Genomic DNA, 18,295 nt, shown 5'->3' with positions numbered 1-18,295 from the left:
CGATTACTATGCTTTTTGTGCGTACCTAGTCGCTGTAGGTACGTGTAGGTACACTTGTGGTGTAGAAGCGTCCGATAGCGCGTTGCTGCCTGCCCCAGATCAACCTTTCGTCGCACTCCGGGCCGCCACTCGCCGTGCGGCGAATGCGCGGCTATCGCTATCCCAGGACGAGATACCTTCCGCTTTATCCCCACCTCCTGCCGCTTTATCCCCACCTCTTGGAGGTGCAGCACCATTGCGTCGCTCCGCATGAGATGGTTGCCTTCGTAGTCGTGATCGACACTCCCTTGCGTCTAGCGCAAGGCCTCACTGGAGCTACCAGCTCCACGGCGCCGTGGTCATTGCATGCGATTGTCTTCGGCGCTACCCCGGCCAAGAGGACGAGAAGTTTGTCGAGCACCTACCAGACGCAGGGTGTTGATAAGGTCCAGCCCTTGTCCAGATCGTGCATAGGCGGCGGGCCTAATGGAACACACCCGCCGCGTGCCCGGCGGTGTTGAGGGAGCCGGAGCGGTGCCCGGCCTCCAGCACGACCGTGGCCTGGCTGGCCGTTGCGATCAGTCGGTTGCGTTGCAGGAACCTCCACCGGGTCGGCGAGGCCCCGCACGGCAGCTCGGAGATCACCGCCCCGGTCGCGACGATGCTGTGCAGCAGCGCGTCGTGCCCGCTCGGGTAGAAGCGGTCCAGCCCGCCGGCGAGGAACGCCACGGTGACGCCGCCGCTGGCCAGCGCGGCCCGGTGCGCCGTGCCGTCGATGCCGTAGGCCGCCCCGGAGACGATGGCGAAGCCGCGGTCGACGAGGCCGGCCGAGGCCTCCATGGTGATGTGCTCCCCGTAGCCGGTCGCCGCCCGGGCTCCGACCAGGGCGAACGAGCGCCGCATGGCCGCCATCGACTCCGGCTGGCCGCGCCACCAGAGCGCGAGCGGCGCGTGCACGCCGAGATCGTCGACGCCGGTCGGCCATTCGGCGTCGCCCGGCACGGCGAGCCGGCAGCCGAGGCGGACGGCCCCCTGCAGCGCGCGCACCGCGGCGGCCGAGTTCAGCCGCGGGCTCCAGCGCTCCCGTGCGTCGGTGAGCTCGCGGCCGAGCGTGCCCCGCCCGGCGCGCTCCGCCGGGTCGACCTCGGCGAGGAGGCGCTCCACCGGCCACCGCTCAATCAGGGCCGCCAGCGCGCGGTGCGCGCCGAGCGCGGTCACGAGCAGCCCGGCCGCCCGGTCCCCCGGCTCTGCGATGCCCGTCCACGTCGCCCGGGCGAAGAGCTCGGCGAGCTCCCCGGCGGATGCCGCGGTGTCGCCGCGGGCCCGGAGCGGCGGCAGCAGGCCCGCGATCTCCCGTTCGGTGATGCCCAGATTCGCCATGTCAGATCCCTCGTCTCAGGTAGAGCGCCTGCGCGATGTGCTCCGCTCCCGGCACCGCCGCACCCTCGATGTCGGCGATCGACCAGGCGACGCGCAGCACCCGGTCGTAGCCGCGCATCGTCACGCCGCCGCGTTCCAGCGCCCGGTCGAGCGCGGCCAGCGCCTGTGCGCCGGGGCGGCGCGCCCTGGCGCGCAGCCACTCCCCCGGCACCTCGTTGTTGAGCGCCCACGGCGTCCCGTCGAGCCGGGCCGCCGCGCTCGCCCGCGCCTGCTCGACGGCCCGCCGGGCGGTGGCGGTGTTCAGCACGGTGCCACCCGGCTCGCCGGCGCGCTGCTCGGCCAGCGCCAGGTGCGTTGAGGTCACCCGCTGCACCCGCAGCTGGATGTCGATGCGATCCAGCAGCGGCCCGGAGAGCCGGGCGAGGTAGCGCCGCCTCGTGTTCGGCGGGCAGGTGCAGTCCCCGCCCTCCACTCCGAACTGGCCGCACGGGCACGGGTTGGCCGCCAGCAGCAGTTGGAAACGGGCCGGGAAGTGAGCGACCGCGTTGGCGCGGTGGATGCTGATCACCCCGGATTCGAGCGGCTGCCGCAGCGCGTCGAGCACCGTCGTCTGAAACTCGGGCGCCTCGTCCAAGAACAGCACCCCGTGCCCCGCGCGCACGGCCGCACCGGGCCGGATCACGGCGGAGCCGCCGCCGACCATCGCCGCCGCGGTGGCGGTGTGGTGCGGGCTCTCGATCGGCGGCCTGACGCTGAGCGCACCGCCGACACCGAGCCCGCTGAGCGAGCGGATGCTGCTGACCTCCAGCGACGCCTGCTCGTCGAGGTCTGGCAGCAGCCCGGGCAGCCGCTCGGCGAGCATCGTCTTGCCGGCGCCGGGCGGCCCGAGCAGGAAGGCGTGGTGGCCGCCGGCGGCCGCCACCTGCAGGGCGAGCACGGCGGCATCCTGCCCGACGATGTCGGCGATGTCCGGCTGTTGGGCGAGCACGGCCGGTTGGGGCGCGGCGTGCGCCAGCTCGATGGCCTCGAGCGGGATCGGCTCGAAGTTGCCGCCGTGCCAGATCGCCGCATCGCGCAGCCCGGGCATGCCGAGCACCCGGATGCCGGGCACCAGCGCGGCCTCCGCGACGTTCGCGCTCGGCACCATCACGGTGTCGCATCCGGCGCGGCGGGCGGCGATCACCGCGGGCAGGATGCCGGGCACCGGGCGGAGGCGCCCGTCCAGGGCCAGCTCGCCGATGTGCACGACCCGCCCGATCGACGCCCCGTCCAGGTCGCCGGCCGCCGCCAGGCAGGCCAGCGCGATGGCCAGGTCGAAGCCGCTGCCGTGCTTGGGCAGCGAGGCCGGCGAGAGGTTGACGGTGATCGCCATGGGCGAGAGCGGGATACCTGCGTTCGCCGCGGCCGCCCGCACCCGGTGCGTGGCCTGCTGCAGCGCCGTGTCCGGCAGCCCGATCAGCACGATCTTGGGCAGCTGGGCCGAGATGTCCGCCTCGACCTCGACGATGGCGCCGCTCAGGCCGAGCAGGGCGATGGCGCGGGTGCGGCCGACGACCCTCACGCGTGCACGCCCTCGAGGTGCTCGATGCGCGGGAGGGACCCGCCGGGGGCGAGGACGCCGATCACGTCCAGCCGCACCGGGCCGGTGATGCCGGGGTGGGCCGCACACCAGAGCCGCGCCAGCACGTGCATCCGGCGCAGTTTGGCGGCGGTGATGGCCTCGAAGGGGTGGCCGAAGGCGTCGCTCGTTCGGGTCTTCACCTCGACGAAGACAAGCTGGCCGCGCTGCTCGGCGACGACATCGATCTCGCCCTGCCGGCAGCGCCAGTTGCGCTCGAGCACCCGGTAGCCGGTGGACTCCAGGTAGCGCACGGCCTGTTGCTCGCCGTAGCGGCCCAGCCACTGATTGCCCAGCCGTTGATTGTCGCGGCGTTGATTGCCGCGCCCGCCGAGTGGGACATCACGTTCAGCCATCGCGCACCTCCGACACCAGAGTGCCGGCGCGGGGGCGCGCGGAACGAGCGCGTGTCAGCCCTGTGCGGAACGGGCCCGGAACGCCAGCCTGTGCACAACAGGCACAGACTCAGTAACAAGCACAGCCTCAGGAACAGGCACAGCCTCAGGAACGGGCACAGCCTCAGGAACGGGCAGCAGGGCTACTCGTCGAGCGCGAGCTCCTTGGGCAGCTCGAACTCCTTGGTGGCGAGCTCCTCGATGTTGACGTCCTTGAATGTCAGCACGCGCACCGACTTCACGAAGCGGTCCGAGCGGTAGACGTCCCACACCCAGACGTCCTTCATGGTCAGCTCGAAGTAGAAGTCGTGCTCCGTGTCGCGGCGCACGAGGTCGACCTCGTTGGCCAGATAGAAGCGGCGCTCCGTCTCGACGACGTACTGAAACTGCGCCACGATGTCGCGATACTCGCGGTAGAGCGCCAGCTCGACCTCGCGGTCGTAGTCCTCGAATTCATCTTCATCCATGGTTCCTCAATCCTAGCCCGGCATTGCCGGGCCGGCGCCTGCCCTCCGGCAGCGCTCAGTGCGCCTCACTCTTGATCCACGACACCCGGTGCAGCGGCGTCGCCCCGTGCTCGACAATCGCGGCCATGTGCGCCGGGCTGCCATAGCCCTTGTTGCCCTCCCAGCCGTACGCCGGGTGCGCCGCGTGGGCGGCGATCATCTGGCGGTCGCGGTGCACCTTGGCGATGACGGATGCCGCGGCCACCGACGCGCAGTCGCGGTCCGCCTTCACCCGGGTCTGCACACGCAGCGGCGAGGCGAGGGCGGGGTTCAGCCAGTCCTGCGAGCCGTCCAGCAGCACCACGCTGGCCGCGACATCGGCGCCAGACTCGTGCAGGGCGAGCAGGGCCCGCTTGCCGGCCAGGCCGAGGCACGCGGTGATGCCGAACTGGTCGACCTCGGCGGCGCTCGCCTCGCCCACGGCGGAGTGCAGCACCCAGGCTGCGGCCAGCGGGGCGAGCGCCTCACGGCGCTTCTCGCTGAGCAGCTTGGAGTCGCGCAGGCCGTCGGGGAACGTGCCGGACTGGGCGTCGATGACGGCCATGCCGACGGAGACCGGCCCGGCCATCGCGCCGCGGCCCACCTCGTCGCAGCCGATCACGAATCGGACGCCCCCGGCGAAGAGCTCGCTCTCCAGCTCCAGGGTCGGCAGCTGCACGGCCACCTAGCGCCCCTCGCCGCTCGGCGCGGTGCTGGGCGTGGAATCCGGCACACCGGCGAAGACGCCGGGATAGTTGTCCAGCCAGGCCCAGTGCGAGAGCGGCCAGCTGACCACGAACGCGCGGCCGACGACGTTGTCGATCGGGACGAAGCCCTTGCCGGGCGTCTCGCCGTTGTAGCGGGAGTCCTTGGAGTTGTAGCGGTTGTCGCCCATCACCCAGAGCGACCCGGCCGGGACCGTCGCCTCGAAGTCGTCGCGGGAGACGCGGCTGTCGCCGACGGGCAGCGTGACATAGGGCGACTCGTCCAGCGGCACGCCGTTCACGCTCATCTGGCCGAGGGCGTTGCAGCACTCGACGTGGTCGCCGGGCAGCCCGATGACGCGTTTGATCAGGTGGTCGTTGCTGTCCGGTGCGGAGAGCCCGACCAGCGAGAGCAGCCAGTCGACGCTGGCGACGATCGGGTTCTGCTCGATCGGCGTCGACGGCGCCAGCCAGCCGCCCGGATCCTGGAACACGACGACGTCGCCGCGCTCGACCGGGACGACATCGGGCACCAGCTGGTTCACGATGATCCGGTCGTGCACCTGCAGCGTCTCCCGCATCGACTCGGACGGGATGAAGAAGGAGCGGATCAGGAAGGTCTTGACCACGAAGGAGACCATGATCGCGATGACGAAGATGATCAGCAGATCTCGCAGGAACAACAGAACGCCCCGCTTGCGCCGGGATCCTCGCGATGGCCTGCGGTCGCGGCGCAGCTCCTGGCTCGTGTCAGTCATTGCCGCCCGTAATCGAAGGTGTAGGTGAATGCAGTGTGTCTGTCATTTAAATGCTTGAGCCCCCCGACCCAGTGTAAGGGCGGGAGGCTCAAGACAAGATGTGCGTGACTTACGAGAAGTCGCGCTTCTCCTTGATCTTCGCCTTCTTGCCGCGGAGCTCCCGCAGGTAGTAAAGCTTGGCGCGACGCACGTCACCGCGGGTCACAACCTCGATCTTCTCGATGACCGGGGAGTGCACCGGGAAGGTACGCTCGACGCCGACCTGGAAGCTGATCTTGCGAACCGCGAAGGTCTCGCGGACACCGTCGCCGGAGCGGCCGATGACGACGCCCTGGAAGATCTGGACACGCGCGCGCGTGCCTTCGATGATGTTCACGTGCACCTTGACGGTGTCACCGGCGCGGAAGTCGGGGATGTCCGACTTGAGGGATGCTGCATCGACTGCGTCGAGGATCTGCATGATGTTCGCTCTCTGTGCCCGCATCCGGTCGAACACTGAAAATAGGTTTCGGTCAATGAATGTGCTGCCCTGCGCTCACACCCGAGGGCGTGTCGCTGGCTCCCCGGAGGCAGAGCCGTGATGCAGCACAATCGTCAATTGTGGCACGCGCAGGGCACGCACGCCAAAACGGGGGCCGGATGCCGCGGCCGGGCTAGTCGCGCACCTCATGGATCACGATCACCTCTGGGTCATCCCCCGGCTTCGGCTTCGGGGCGGAGCTCGCCCCCGGGACGCCCTGGCCGGGCAGGTGCGGGGCCGGCTGCTCCGGCATCCGCGCCGCCTGCTCGAAGGCGTCCATCGTGTCCTTCATGCTGCGCGCGCCCTCGGTGACCAGCTCCCACAGGGTGAGCCAGAAGCCGGCGATGGCGGCGGCGATCGCGAGCACCAGGAACCAGGTGGCCGAATCGCCGAAGAAGCCGAGCCCTATGATCGCGCCGTGCAGCACGACGAGGAGGGCGACGTCCTTCCAGGACACCGCACGGGCGCGCCGCACCGCGGGCCTGGCGAAGATGATGAGGGAGATCACGAGCAGGCCGATGAAGACGATGGGCGCCATGATCAGCAGGCCGAGGAAGCCCCAACCGCTGCCGCCGTACAGGCCCCAGCCGACGAACAGCCAGGCGGGCAGGACGAACACGGCGATGAACTGCCAGTAGTAGAACGCGCGGCGAACGAGCGTGGAAGCGGTATTCACGTGCTCAGCGTAACGCCGCGAGGCTGGGCGCGTACCCCACGTTCGCTGAGGGAGAATGGAGGCAGTACAGAGAGGACGGCCCATGATTGAGCTGCGCACCCCGGCCGAGATCGAGCAGATGGCCCCGGCGGGCAAATTCGTGGCGAGCGTGCTCACCGCGACCGCCGCCGCCGCGAAGGTGGGCGTCAACCTGTTGGCGCTGGACCGACTCGCCCACGACATGATCCGCGAGGCCGGCGCCGAGAGCTGCTACATCGACTACCACCCGAGCTTCGGCGCGAGCCCGTTCGGCAAGGTCATCTGCACCTCGGTGAACGACGCGGTGCTGCACGGGCTCCCCCACGACTACGCGCTGCGGGACGGCGACCTGCTCAGCCTGGACTTCGCGGCATCCGTCAACGGCTGGGTGAGCGACTCCGCGCTCTCGATCGTGGTCGGCACCCCGCGCGAGGAGGACCTGGCCCTCATCGACACCACGACGCGCGCCCTGGCGGCCGGCATCGCCGCCGCCCAGCCCGGCAACAAGATCGGCGACATCTCCGCCGCGATCGCCGCCGTCGGGCACGGCGACGGCTACACGATCAACACCGACTTCGGCGGCCACGGCGTCGGCCGCACGATGCACGGCGACCCGCACGTGCCCAACAACGGCCGCCCGAACCGCGGCCTGCCGCTCCGCCCCGGCCTCGTCATCGCGATCGAGCCGTGGTTCCTGCACACGACCGACCGCATCGTGACGGATGCCGACGGCTGGACGCTGCGGAGCGCCGACGGGTCCCGCGGCGCGCACATGGAGCACACCGTCGCCATCACGGAGGACGGCCCGCGGATCTTGACCGCTCGCGACTAACACCCCCGCCGGGCCAGTGGTGGCGGGTCCGGCGAGCACGCCTCGCTGAGCACGCCTCGCTGAGCACGCCTCGCTGAGCACCCGGCCGTCGCGGCCCTCGAAACGTCTCGCGGCCCTCGACATGTCGGGGGCCGCGAGACTTTTCGAGGGCCGCGAGCGCGTGCGGCGTCCGCGACCGCGGCGCGACCGCGACGACGAGCGGTCCTCCGCTAGAGCTCGGGCGGCAGCAGGTCGGGGCGCACCCGGCGCGTGCGCTCGATCTGCTGCTCCCGGCGCCAGCGGGCGATCGCCCCGTGGTCGCCGCTGCGCAGCACCGGGGGCACCTCGCGCTCGCGCCAGAGCGCGGGCTTGGTGTAGCTCGGGTACTCGAGCAGGCCGTCCTCGTGGGACTCCTCGACGAGGCTCTCCGGGTTGCCGACGACGCCGGGGATCAGCCGGCCGATGGCCTCGATCATGGCCATCACGGCGACCTCGCCGCCGTTCAGCACGTAGTCGCCCAGGCTGACCAGGCGCACGCGCCCGTTCTCGGCGTAGTGGTCGAAGACGCGCTGGTCGATGCCCTCGTAGCGGCCGCAGCCGAAGACGATCTGCTCCTCGTGGGCGAGCTCGCGGGCCATCTTCTGGTCGAAGGACACGCCGGCCGGCGAGGGGAAGATGATGATCGGATCGGCGGCGCCGCCCTCGAGCACGGAGTCCAGCGCCTCGCCCCACGGCTCCGGCTTCATCACCATGCCGGCCCCGCCGCCGGCGGGGGTGTCGTCGACGGTGTTGTGGCGGTCGTGGGTGAAGTCGCGCAGGTTGTGCACGCCGAGTTCGATGATGCCGTTGGCGCGGGCCTTGCCGAGCAGCGAGATGTCGAGCACATCGAAGAACTCGGGGAAAATCGTGACGATGTCGATGCGCATTGTTCAATCCTAGGAGGGTGTGCAGACGGGGCGTGCCGACGAGCGTCTGCCGACAGGGGGTTCGGGGACAGCGGTGTGCGGGAACAGAAACGGCGACGCGGAGGACCGCGTCGCCGTTTCAGCGTGTTTCTGGGGGCTCTGGTGAGCGGTGCTACTCGGTCGGGCCCTGAGCCTCGTCCGACTCCGCGGCCGCTGCCGCCTCGTCATCCGGGGTCTCGCTCTCCGGGGTCTCGCTCTCCGGGATCTCGCTCTCCGGGATCTCTTCGAAGAGACCAGTCGGGGGCGTCACCGTGACGATGCCGGCCTCGACGTCGACCGCCGAGACTATGGCCTTCACGAAGGGCACCATGACCTCGCCGTTCGGCGTCTTCACGATGATCAGGTCCTGGGCCGGGAAGTGCTCGATGCGAGCAACCTTGCCGACGGTGACCCCATCGCGCACGACGGCCAGGCCGACGAGCTGGTGGTCGTACCAGGCGTCTTCCTCATCGGGCGATTCGGTGTCGTCCTGGTCGATCCAGAGGATCGCCTTCGCCAGGCTCTCGGCCGCAGAGCGGTCGGGAACGCCGACGAAGAAGCCGACGGGGTGGCTGTTGTACCAGCGCAGCTCGGCCAGCTCGATGGTCTTGCCGTGCCACGGGGATTCCGTGGGAACCTGCAAGGAGAACACGGCGCCCGGGACGAAACGTCGCCCCGGGTCGTCCGTGAAAAGCTCCAGCTTGATTGCACCCTTGAGGCCGTGCGCCTTGGTCAGGCGCCCGACCCGCAGTTGCGTGCGGCGCGCTTCGCTGTCGTCACTCACTTTAGAAGTCAGTGTCAACAACGTCGACGCGAACGCGCTTGCCGTCGGCCAGCGCGGCCACGAGGGTGCGCAGAGCCTTGGCGGTGCGTCCGGCGCGACCGATCACCCGGCCGAGGTCCTCGGGATTCACACGAATCTCGAGGACGTCGCCGCGGGCAGAACTCTTGGCCACAACCTGCACGTCGTCCGGGTGATCAACGATCCCCTTGACGAGGTGCTGCAAAGCGGGAGCGAGCAAGACTAGGCCTGCTCGTCCGCTGCGGGAGCCTCGGTGGTCTCTTCAGCCGGAGCCTCTTCCTTGGCGGCAGGCTTCTCGGCCTTGGGCTTCAGAACCGGCTTCTTCTTCTCGTCGGCGACGAAGGCAGCCTTGGGCTCCTTCACCTGGACGGTGCTGACGGCGTTCTTGTCGCCCTTGAAGCGACCCCAGTCGCCGGTCAGCTTGAGGAGGGCGGCAACCTGCTCGGTCGGCTGTGCGCCGACGCTCAGCCAGTACTGCGCACGCTCGGAGTCAACCTCGATGAAGGAGGGGTTCTCGGTCGGGTGGTACTTGCCGATCTCCTCGATCACGCGGCCGTCGCGCTTGGTGCGCGAGTCGGCAACGACGATGCGGTAGTACGGTGCGCGGATCTTACCCATGCGCTTGAGACGAATCTTGACAGCCACAATTCTCCTGTGTGTTTTGTGAAATGGGCGAACTGACAGCCGTGAGCGTGGGGTGCACACTCGGCAAAAGCTCAAAGGGGCACTATAAGTCTGATTAGAGGGTCGGACGAAACAGTGCTCGACAGATCATTCTTGCAGATATCGGCCCGCTTCCCCAATCGAACGGCAAAAGTTTCGCTGTGAGTTTCCGAGCGGATGCCAACACGGCGGCGCGTGGCAGAATTGCAGCGCTCCCCCGACCACTTTCCAGAACGGTGTTGCCCGTGCAGATCAGTTTCGCCGAGTCCGCGCGTTCGAGCGTCGGCATCGAGTGGGAGCTGGCCCTCGTCGACCGGGCGAGCGGCGAGCTCGTCGGCGTGGCGGCGGAGGTGCTGGACGCGCTGGCCGGCGACGACGGCACCCGGCATCCGCACATCACCGGCGAGCTGCTGCTCAACACGGTGGAGCTGGTCTCCTCGGTGCACTCCACGGTCGGCGGCGCGGTGCGCGAGCTGCAGGGGCAGATGGCCGAGGTGCGCCGGGTGACCGACCCGCGCGGCGTCGAGCTGATCTGCAGCGGATCGCACCCGTTCAGCCAGTGGTACGACCAGCAGGTGACGGACAAGCCCCGCTACCAGCGCCTCATCGAGCGCACCCAGTGGTGGGGCCGCAACATGATGATCTGGGGCGTGCACGTGCACGTCGGCATCGAGTCGCGCGACAAGGTGGTCCCGCTGCTGGCCGGGCTGAGCAGCTACCTGCCGCACCTGCAGGCCCTCTCCGCCTCCAGCCCGTTCTGGGCGGGCGTGAACACGGGCTACGCCTCCAACCGCGCACTCATGTTCCAGCAGCTGCCGACGGCCGGCCTGCCCTACGAGCTCTCCGACTGGGCGGCCTACGAGCGCTACGTGCGGGACATGAGCGTGACCGGCATCATCGACGACTACACCGAGGTGCGCTGGGACATCCGGCCGTCGCCGCACTGGGGCACCCTGGAGATGCGCGCCTGCGACGGCGTCTCCAGCGCCGCGGAGCTCGGCGCGGTGGCTGCGCTCATCCACTGCCTGGTCGAGCGGATGTCGCGCCAGCTGGACGCCGGCGAGAGCCTGGACTGGCTGCAGCCCTGGTACGCCAGGGAGAACAAGTGGCGGGCGGCGCGCTACGGGCTGGACGCCATCATCATCCTCGACACGACGGGGCGGGAGGCCCCCGTCGCCGACGAGCTGCGCCGCCTGGCCCTGGAGCTGGCCCCGATCGCGGCGGACCTCGGCTGCCAGGAGGAGCTCGCCTCGGTGGTCGCGATCCTCGAGCACGGCGCCAGCTACCAGCGGCAGCTGCGCACCGCCGAGGCGGCCGGCGGCGACCTGCGGGCCGTGGTGGCCGCGCTCGCCCGCGAGCTCCGCGGCCCGTAGCCCCCGGCCCGCACCGCCGCGCCGCGGGGCGCCACGGGGCGCCGCTACGGCGTCTCGCTGAGCGTCAGCGTCGTGCTGCCGGTCTCCGTCCCGCGCAGGTAGTCGACCTCGACGGTGTCGCCCACCTTCTTGGTCAGCTTGAGTTTGGTCAGCACGGCCGCGCTCGTGGCCGGCTCCCCGTCGAGCGCCGTGATGATGTCGCCCGACTGGAGGCCGGCCTGCTCGGCCGGGCCGCCCGCGGTGACGCCCTCGACGTAGAGGCCCGGCGCGGTGTTGAACTGCGCCGCCACGTCTTGCGGGATCACGACGACCTGCATGCCGAGGTACGGGTAGCTGACGTTTCCGGTCTCGATCAGTTGTTCGGCCAGCGAGATGGCCAGGTTGATCGGCACGGCGAAACCGATACCGACGCTGCCGCCGCCGGTCTGCCCCGCCGCGTTGGGGACGGTGGCGATCGCCGAGTTCACGCCGATCAGCTCGCCGTCGCAGTCGACGAGGGCGCCGCCGGAGTTGCCCGGGTTGATGGCGGCATCCGTCTGGATGGCGCCGGCCAGGACGGCCGTCGAGCCGTCATCCGCCGGCACGGGCACGTCGCGGCCGAGGGCGCTGACGATGCCGGCCGTGACGGAGCCGGACAGGCCGAGCGGGGCGCCGAGCGCGACGACGGGCTGGCCGACCGCCACCTCGTCGGAGTCGCCCGTCGTGATGGTCGGCAGCGTCTCGGCGGCCTCCACCTTGATGACGGCGATGTCGGCCTGCTGGGACCGCCCGACGAGCGATGCGGAGGCCTGCTGGCCGTTGCTGAACGTGACGACGATCCGCGCGCCGCTGACGGCGTCGGCGACGACGTGGTTGTTGGTCAGGATGTGGCCGTCATCGCGGATGATCGAGCCGGTGCCGACGCCGCCGCCGGTCTCGCTGACCACGTTGATCGTGACGACGGAGGGCAGCACGGCGTTCGCCACCGCCTCGGCGTCGCAGAAGCCCTGGGCGTCCGCGCCCCCGGATGCGACGGGCGCCCCGGAGGGCTCAGACGTCTGCACGCCGGCCGGCTCCGTTGCGGACCCGCCCAGCTGGCCGAGGTAGCCGCCGAGGAGTCCCCCGAGGAGCCCGAGCACCAGGGCGCCGCCGAGCAGGGCGCCCGGCCGGGAGAAGAACGGCGTGCCGCCTGATGCGGCCGGGGCCGGTCCAGGGGGCGATGGCGGGGGTGGCGGGGCGGATGCCGCCGCTGGCTGCCCGGAAGGTGTCGGATCCTGTGGGGCGCGCCCCGGTACCTCGTCCACTGTGTCCCCGTCCCTGTGCAACGTTGCCGTGCTCGGAGTCTAAGTCGCGGAGGCGGCATTCAGCCAGAGCGGGTTCGACAGCGGGCGTGTGTCAGAGGGCGTTCGTCGGAGGGCGCGCGTCAGAGCGCGGAGTTCTTCTCGTCGCGCCAAGCGAGCCAGTCGCGCACCGGGGCGAGGTCGTAGTCCGGCCCGCTGATGCCCAGGGTGAACAGCGTCGCGCCGAGGGCGTGCAGCTCGTCGGCATCCGAGTGGCTCCGCGCCTTGACCTCGACGGAGACCTCGATCTCGGACCGGTCGCGGCCGACCTGGCCGCACCAGTCCCCCAGCACGCCGAGCTTGTGCTCAAGCACGGCCGGGGCACTGAAGGAGTGCCAGATGTCGGCGTGCTCTGCGACGATGCGCAGCGTCTTCTGCTCGCCTGCGCCGCCGATCAGCACCGGGATGTCGCGGGTGGGCGGCGGGTTCAGCCGGCCCCACCGGGCGCGGATGCGCGGCAGTGCGCCGGAGAGGGCGTTCAACCGGCTGCCAGCGGTGCCGAACTCGTAGCCGTACTCCTCGTAGTCGCGCTCGAACCAACCGGAGCCGGTTCCGAAGATGAAGCGGCCGCTGTCGCCGCCCCTGGCGCTGATGTGGTCGACCGTGCGCGCCATGTCGGCCTGCAGGTCGGCGTTGCGGTAGCTGTTGCAGTTGACCAGCGCCCCGAACTGGATCCGGCTGGTCTGCTCGGCCCAGGCGGCCAGCATCGTCCACGACTCGAAGTGCGCGCCGTTCCTGTCGCCGGAGAGCGGGAAGAAGTGGTCCCAGTTGAAGGCGATGTCGACGCCGAGATCCTCGATCGCGGCCAAGGTGTCCCGGATCGTGCCGTACTGGGCGTGCTGCGGCGCCAGCTGCACGCCGAGTCGAACCCGCCGTGCGGGCGCCGCAGCCGCCTGCACTCCTAGCCCTTGCCCAGCAGCTTCTGGAAGTTTGCGAGGTCTTCCTCGCTGGGCGCCGGGGCACCGCCGAGGCCGAAGCCGGAGCCGCTCGGGGCCGCGACGCCGGGCTTCACGCCGGTCGCGATGGCCGCGTTCTCCGCGGCCCGCTTGGCCGGGTTGCCGGACTTGGAGCCCTTCTTCTTGGCCTGCTGCGCCTTGCCGCGACCGAAGCCGCCGCCGGGGATCGGGCCCATGCCGGGAACCTGCGGCATGCCACCCTTGGCGACGGTCTTCATCATCTTGGCCGCCTGCTCGAAGCGGCTGACCAGCTGGTTCACGTCGGTGACGCTCATGCCGGAGCCCTTGGCGATGCGGAGGCGGCGCGAGCCGTTGAGCAGCTTGGGGTTGACGCGCTCGGCCTTGGTCATCGACTGGATGATGGCCTCGGTGCGCACGATCTCGCGCTCGTCGAAGTTCTCCAGCTGCTGCTTCATGGCGCCGGCGCCCGGCAGCATGCCCATCATCTTCTTGATGGAGCCCATGTTGCGCAGCTGCTGCATCTGCTTGAGGAAGTCGTCGAGCGTGAAGCTGTCGGTCGCGAACTTCTCGGCGACCGCGCGGGCCTCCTCCTCATCGAAGGCCGACTGCGCCTGCTCGATCAGGGTGAGGATGTCACCGAGGTCGAGGATGCGGCTGGCCATGCGGTCGGGGTGGAACGGCTCGAAGTCGTCCAGGCCCTCACCGGTGGAGGCGAAGATGATCGGGCGGCCGGTGATCGAGGCCACGGAGAGGGCCGCGCCACCGCGGGCGTCACCGTCGAGCTTGGAGAGCACGACGCCGGTGAAGTCGACGCCATCCTGGAACGCCTTGGCGGTTGCGACGGCATCCTGACCGATCATGGCGTCGATGACGAAGAGCACCTCGTCGGGGTCGATGGCCTTGCGGATGTCGGAGGCCTGCTTCATCAGCTCGGCGTCGACGCCGAGGCGGCCGGCGGTGTCGACGATGACGACGTCGTGCTGCTTCTGCTTGGCCCAGGCGACGCCGTCCTTGGCGACCTTGACCGGGTTGCCGACACCGTTGCCGGGCTCGGGAGCGAAGACCGGAACGCCGGCCTGCTCGCCGACGACCTGCAGCTGGGTGACGGCGTTGGGGCGCTGGAGGTCGCTCGCGACCAGCAGCGGGGTGTGCCCGTCCTTGGCCAGCCACTTGGCCAGCTTGCCGGCGAGGGTGGTCTTACCGGCACCCTGGAGACCGGCCAGCATGATGACTGTCGGCGGCTTCTTGGCGAACTCGAGGCGGCGCTGCGATCCGCCGAGGATGCGGATGAGCTCCTCGTTGACGATCTGCACGACCTGCTGGGCCGGGTTCAGCGCCTTGTTGACCTCGTCGCCGAGGGCGCGCTCGCGCACGGTGGCGGTGAAGTCCTTGACAACCTCGAGCGCGACGTCGGCGTCGAGCAGGGCGCGGCGAATCTCGCGCACCGTGCCGTCGACGTCGGCAGCGGAGAGCTTGCCCTTCGTGCGCAGGTTCTTAAAGGTCTCGGCAAGCCGGTCGGAGAGCGTTCCAAATGTAGCCATGGTGCTGACAGTTTAGTTGAGCGCGGAGCCCTCTTCTGCCGCCACGGCGGCAGCGACCCGTTTCGTGAGTGCTTCGCGCACCGCAGGCCAGTCCTCCGCGATGATCGAGAACATCACCGTGTCGCGCACTGTGCCGTCATCCCGCCGCATGTGCCGGCGGAGAACCCCTTCGTAGCGGGCGCCCAGGCGCTCGATGGCGCGCTGCGAGCGGGTGTTGCGGATGTCAGTCTTCAGCTGCACCCGGCCGGCCCCGAGGACGTCGAAGGCGTAGCCGAGCAGCAGCAGTTTGGTCTCCGGATTGACCGGGCCGGCCCAGACGGTCGGCGTGTACGTGGTCGAGCCGATCTCCAGGCTCGCGTTCTCCTGCTGCACGTCGATGAAGCTGGTCGATCCGATGACGCTGCCGGCCGGGAGTCCCCGGTGCGCGCGGAGCGTGCGCATCGTCCACGGCTGGCGGGTGGGCCGGCTGGCGGCGCGGGCGCGCGCCAGCGCGTCCTCCTCCGAGCGCGGCCGGCCGGCGACGTGCGCCCAGACGGCGTCGTGGTCGAGTGCGGCGAACAGGCCGGGCGCATCATCCCGCTCCGGGTCGCCGGTGGCCAGCTCCACGACACGGCCGCGGAGCACCGTGCCGGCCGGGACGGGCCAGCTCATCTCCGGCCAGGCGGCGTCGCCGGGGCGCGGGTCTGGCAGGGGCTGGAAGGCGGTGCCCACCGGCTCAGCTGGCCGTCTCGGTGCCGATGACGTCGGCGTTGATGTTGAAGCGGGCGATGAGCACGGCGTCGCTCTCCCCCGGGGCGATGGAGTACTCGAACAGGGCGAACGGCTCGTCGTCGCCGGTGTGGTGCGGCAGGATGCTGACCCGCACGAGCGCCATCGAGCGCAGGAAGTCGATCTGCCGGTCGCCGGACTCGCGGCTCATGGCGTCGTCGAGGATCTCGTCGCCGAGCTCGGCGACGCTCTGGTAGAAGTAGGCGATGGTGTTGGAGGTGTCGGTGGACAGCTCGCCGACGAAGGCCTCGCGGGCGTCGGAGTCGAGGCTCTCGAGCTGACCGATCAGGCCGGCGGCGATGTCGAGCGATTCCTCGGCGACGTCATCCTGTTCCGGCGAGCTCAGCGAGACGTCGACATCCCGCTCGCCCACCTCGACGGTCTCGGACCAGTACAGCTCGTCGTCGTTCTCGCTGCCGAGGTAGCCGAAGTAGTCGTGTTCGATGGCCATGCGTGTGTTTCTCCTTGGTGCCGGCGCTAGCCGACGAGCTTCTGGGCGAAGACGTGCGGGGTGAAGCCGGTCAGGTCGTTGATTCCCTCGCCCTGGCCGACGAGCTTGATCGGGATGCCGGTCTTCTCCTGCACCGCGAGGACGAAGCCGCCCTTGGCGGAGCCGTCGAGCTTGGTCAGCACGAGGCCGGTCACGCCGGCGTGCTCGATGAACGCCTCCGCCTGGGCGAGGCCGTTCTGGCCGGTGGTGGCGTCGAGCACCAGCAGCACCTCCGAGATGGGGGCCTGCTTCTCGACGACGCGGCGGATCTTGCCGAGCTCGTCCATCAGGCCGCCCTTGGTCTGCAGCCGGCCGGCGGTGTCGATGATGACGATCTCCGTGCCCTCGGCCTTGGCGCGCTCGATGGTCTGGAAGGCGACGGCGGCCGGGTCCTGGCCCTGCATCTGCGGGCGCACGATGCCGACGCCGGCGCGGTCAGCCCAGGTGGCCAGCTGCTCGACGGCGGCGGCGCGGAAGGTGTCCGCGGCGCCGACCAGCACGGTGCGGTCGTAGTTGCGCAGGAACTTGGCGAACTTGCCGATGGTGGTGGTCTTGCCGACGCCGTTCACGCCGACGACGAGCACGACGGCGGGCCGCTCGGTGAGCTTGAGGGTGGAGTCCAGCTTCGCCAGGCGCTCCTCGATGGTCTCCCGCAGCATGCGCTGCAGGTCGGCCGGGTCGGTGGTGCGGTACTTGGCGACGTTGCCGCGCAACTCGGTGACGAGGGCGTCCGTCACGTCTGGGCCGAAGTCGGCCTTGATCAGCGCATCCTCGAGGTCTTCCCAGGTGTCGTCGTCGATCGTCTTCTTCGCGAACATGCCGCGGAGCGCGCCAGAGAGAGACCAGGGGGTGCGTTCAGCCATACGCCCAGCTTAAGGCGTGGCGGGCTCCGCCCCGTGCCGCCGTCGACACCCGGGCGTGCGCGCGGCGGAATATTCGGCGGGCGGGCGTCGTTGCGACCGGGTATGCCCGCCCCCTCCGCGCCGCTTCGCCGCGCCCGCCTGCCCCGCCCGCTGCTCATCGCCATCGTGGGAGCCATCGTGCTCGCCCTCGGCGGAGGGGTGGCCGCGATCGCACTGGGGCAGCAACCCGCGGCGCCGGCCGGCGCGGAGCCGTCCGGGCCGGTGAGCTCCGGCATCCTGCACGAGGACACCCGGATGGGTGCCGTGCTGTTGAACACGGCCAGGCTGGCCGAGATGCGGGCGTTCTACGAGGACGCCGTCGGGCTCACCGTCCTCGCCGAGAGCGAGGGGGAAGTCTCGCTCGGCCGGCCGGGCGAGGAGCTGATCCGACTGGTCAACGACCCGGTCTCCCCCGCGGACACCCCGACGGGCGCCGGCCTGTACCACTCGGCGATCCTGTACCCGGATGCGGCGTCCCTCGCCGGCGCGCTGGCCGGCGTGGCGCAGCAGGCTCCCTCCAGCTACCAGGGCAGCGCCGACCACGCGGTGAGCCTGGCGTTCTACATCGGCGACCCGGACGGCAACGGCGTCGAGCTGTACATGGACCGCCCGCGCGCGGAGTGGGAGTGGGTCGACGGCCGCGTCACGATGGGCTCCGCCGCCCTGGACCCGAACAAGTTCATCGCCGACAACCTCGACCCCGCCCTCTCCACGGCCGAGCCGACGATGGGGCACGTGCACCTCCGGGTCGGCGAGCTGGGCGCCGCGCGCGCCTTCTACGTCGACGTGCTGGGCTTCGACGTGACGAGCGAGACGGACGGCGCCCTGTTCATGTCGGCCGGCGGCTACCACCACCACCTCGCCGCGAACACCTGGAACAGCGCGGGGGCCGGAGTGCGCGGGGCCAGCCTCGGGCTGCGGGAGTTCACCGTCATCCTCGCCGACGGCGCCGAGCTGGATGCCGCGGCGGCCCGCCTGGACGGCGCCGGCGTGCCGTTCCAGCGGAAGGACGGCGCGCTCAGCGCTCAGGACCCGTGGGGCAACACCGTGCGGTTGGCGACGACGGCCGGCTAGCTGGCGCGTTCCTCCGGCTCGGCGGCACCCCGCCGCAAACCGTGCCGAGTGCGAGGTCTCGATACGCTCGTTCCTCGCTACTCGACCAACGGGTGCACACGGGACGGAGCGTGGCCTCGGTCGCGAGCACCCGCCGGTCGAGTAGGCCCGCCAGGGCC

Annotated in this window: 21 protein-coding genes; 3 read left to right on the top strand and 18 right to left on the bottom strand. The window is 70.4% G+C overall.

The features are described from left to right. Positions 1 to 462 precede the first annotated feature (462 nt). The 8 genes from BLT62_RS08120 to BLT62_RS08085 form a co-directional block, all read right to left on the bottom strand. Positions 463 to 1,359, bottom strand: coding sequence for a DNA-processing protein DprA (locus tag BLT62_RS08120; RefSeq protein ID WP_083363593.1), 897 nt, complete (start codon positions 1,357 to 1,359; stop codon positions 463 to 465). Between the two features lies 1 nt (position 1,360). Continuing rightward, positions 1,361 to 2,920 (bottom strand): YifB family Mg chelatase-like AAA ATPase, encoded by a 1,560-nt coding sequence (locus BLT62_RS08115; protein WP_083363592.1) that lies wholly within the window; start codon positions 2,918 to 2,920, stop codon positions 1,361 to 1,363. Beyond that, positions 2,917 to 3,333: a YraN family protein gene (locus tag BLT62_RS08110; RefSeq protein WP_083363591.1), complete on the bottom strand. Its 417-nt coding sequence runs from the start codon at positions 3,331 to 3,333 to the stop codon at positions 2,917 to 2,919. The genes BLT62_RS08115 and BLT62_RS08110 overlap by 4 nt, the downstream gene beginning before the upstream one ends. A 182-nt stretch (positions 3,334 to 3,515) precedes the next feature. Continuing rightward, complete coding sequence (locus BLT62_RS08105; protein ID WP_055833087.1) at positions 3,516 to 3,839, bottom strand: DUF2469 family protein; 324 nt, start codon at positions 3,837 to 3,839, stop codon at positions 3,516 to 3,518. A 55-nt stretch (positions 3,840 to 3,894) separates the two neighbouring features. Beyond that, a complete protein-coding gene (locus BLT62_RS08100; protein ID WP_083363590.1) occupies positions 3,895 to 4,542 on the bottom strand; it encodes a ribonuclease HII in 648 nt (215 codons plus the stop codon). Next, a complete protein-coding gene (gene lepB / locus BLT62_RS08095) occupies positions 4,543 to 5,319 on the bottom strand; it encodes a signal peptidase I (RefSeq protein WP_083363589.1) in 777 nt (258 codons plus the stop codon). A gap of 109 nt (positions 5,320 to 5,428) precedes the next feature. After that, positions 5,429 to 5,779, bottom strand: coding sequence for a 50S ribosomal protein L19 (rplS, locus tag BLT62_RS08090; protein WP_067232134.1), 351 nt, complete (start codon positions 5,777 to 5,779; stop codon positions 5,429 to 5,431). Positions 5,780 to 5,972: 193 nt separating this feature from the next. Next, positions 5,973 to 6,515 (bottom strand): hypothetical protein, encoded by a 543-nt coding sequence (locus BLT62_RS08085; protein ID WP_197675185.1) that lies wholly within the window; start codon positions 6,513 to 6,515, stop codon positions 5,973 to 5,975. Between the two features lie 82 nt (positions 6,516 to 6,597). Here BLT62_RS08085 and map point away from each other — a divergent pair, with 82 nt between their 5' ends. Next, positions 6,598 to 7,365, top strand: coding sequence for a type I methionyl aminopeptidase (gene map / locus BLT62_RS08080; RefSeq protein ID WP_083363588.1), 768 nt, complete (start codon positions 6,598 to 6,600; stop codon positions 7,363 to 7,365). 209 nt (positions 7,366 to 7,574) lie between these two features. Here map and trmD read toward each other — a convergent pair whose 3' ends face one another. From trmD to rpsP, 4 genes are all read right to left on the bottom strand, one after another. After that, entirely contained in the window at positions 7,575 to 8,270 is a 696-nt protein-coding gene (trmD, locus tag BLT62_RS08075) for a tRNA (guanosine(37)-N1)-methyltransferase TrmD (protein ID WP_083363587.1), read from the bottom strand. A gap of 151 nt (positions 8,271 to 8,421) precedes the next feature. Then, positions 8,422 to 9,072, bottom strand: coding sequence for a ribosome maturation factor RimM (gene rimM, locus BLT62_RS08070; protein ID WP_083363586.1), 651 nt, complete (start codon positions 9,070 to 9,072; stop codon positions 8,422 to 8,424). A 1-nt stretch (position 9,073) separates the two neighbouring features. Next, positions 9,074 to 9,310, bottom strand: a complete 237-nt coding sequence (locus tag BLT62_RS08065) for an RNA-binding protein (protein WP_083363585.1) — start codon at positions 9,308 to 9,310, stop codon at positions 9,074 to 9,076. A gap of 2 nt (positions 9,311 to 9,312) precedes the next feature. Further along, the gene (gene rpsP / locus BLT62_RS08060; protein ID WP_083363584.1) at positions 9,313 to 9,735 is read right to left on the bottom strand and encodes a 30S ribosomal protein S16; all 423 of its coding nucleotides are present in this window, start codon (positions 9,733 to 9,735) and stop codon (positions 9,313 to 9,315) included. 263 nt (positions 9,736 to 9,998) lie between these two features. Between rpsP and BLT62_RS08055 the strand changes: the two genes are divergently transcribed. After that, a complete protein-coding gene (locus BLT62_RS08055) occupies positions 9,999 to 11,126 on the top strand; it encodes a glutamate--cysteine ligase (protein WP_083365383.1) in 1,128 nt (375 codons plus the stop codon). Between the two features lie 44 nt (positions 11,127 to 11,170). Here the strand turns inward: BLT62_RS08055 and BLT62_RS08050 are convergent, their stop codons facing one another. The 6 genes from BLT62_RS08050 to ftsY form a co-directional block, all read right to left on the bottom strand. After that, positions 11,171 to 12,409 (bottom strand): S1C family serine protease, encoded by a 1,239-nt coding sequence (locus BLT62_RS08050; protein WP_197675184.1) that lies wholly within the window; start codon positions 12,407 to 12,409, stop codon positions 11,171 to 11,173. Between the two features lie 119 nt (positions 12,410 to 12,528). Beyond that, positions 12,529 to 13,344 (bottom strand): LLM class F420-dependent oxidoreductase, encoded by an 816-nt coding sequence (locus tag BLT62_RS08045; protein ID WP_083363583.1) that lies wholly within the window; start codon positions 13,342 to 13,344, stop codon positions 12,529 to 12,531. Positions 13,345 to 13,346: 2 nt separating this feature from the next. Then, on the bottom strand, positions 13,347 to 14,903 hold the full coding sequence (gene ffh, locus BLT62_RS08040; RefSeq protein ID WP_083363582.1) for a signal recognition particle protein: 1,557 nt from the start codon (positions 14,901 to 14,903) through the stop codon (positions 13,347 to 13,349). 12 nt (positions 14,904 to 14,915) lie between these two features. Beyond that, positions 14,916 to 15,614: a GNAT family N-acetyltransferase gene (locus tag BLT62_RS08035; protein ID WP_231919399.1), complete on the bottom strand. Its 699-nt coding sequence runs from the start codon at positions 15,612 to 15,614 to the stop codon at positions 14,916 to 14,918. 4 nt (positions 15,615 to 15,618) lie between these two features. Then, positions 15,619 to 16,122: a DUF2004 domain-containing protein gene (locus tag BLT62_RS08030; RefSeq protein WP_083363581.1), complete on the bottom strand. Its 504-nt coding sequence runs from the start codon at positions 16,120 to 16,122 to the stop codon at positions 15,619 to 15,621. 26 nt (positions 16,123 to 16,148) lie between these two features. Continuing rightward, complete coding sequence (gene ftsY, locus BLT62_RS08025) at positions 16,149 to 17,024, bottom strand: signal recognition particle-docking protein FtsY (protein WP_083363580.1); 876 nt, start codon at positions 17,022 to 17,024, stop codon at positions 16,149 to 16,151. Between the two features lie 102 nt (positions 17,025 to 17,126). On the opposite strand from ftsY, the gene BLT62_RS08020 reads away from it, so the two are divergent. Beyond that, positions 17,127 to 18,137: a VOC family protein gene (locus BLT62_RS08020; protein ID WP_197675183.1), complete on the top strand. Its 1,011-nt coding sequence runs from the start codon at positions 17,127 to 17,129 to the stop codon at positions 18,135 to 18,137. The last annotated feature ends 158 nt before the right edge of the window (positions 18,138 to 18,295 follow it).

Origin of the sequence: Microterricola viridarii, assembly GCF_900104895.1 — a bacterium.
In the GTDB taxonomy this organism is placed as follows: Bacteria; Actinomycetota; Actinomycetes; order Actinomycetales; family Microbacteriaceae; genus Microterricola; species Microterricola viridarii.
This window is presented reverse-complemented; position numbering and strand designations above follow the sequence as displayed.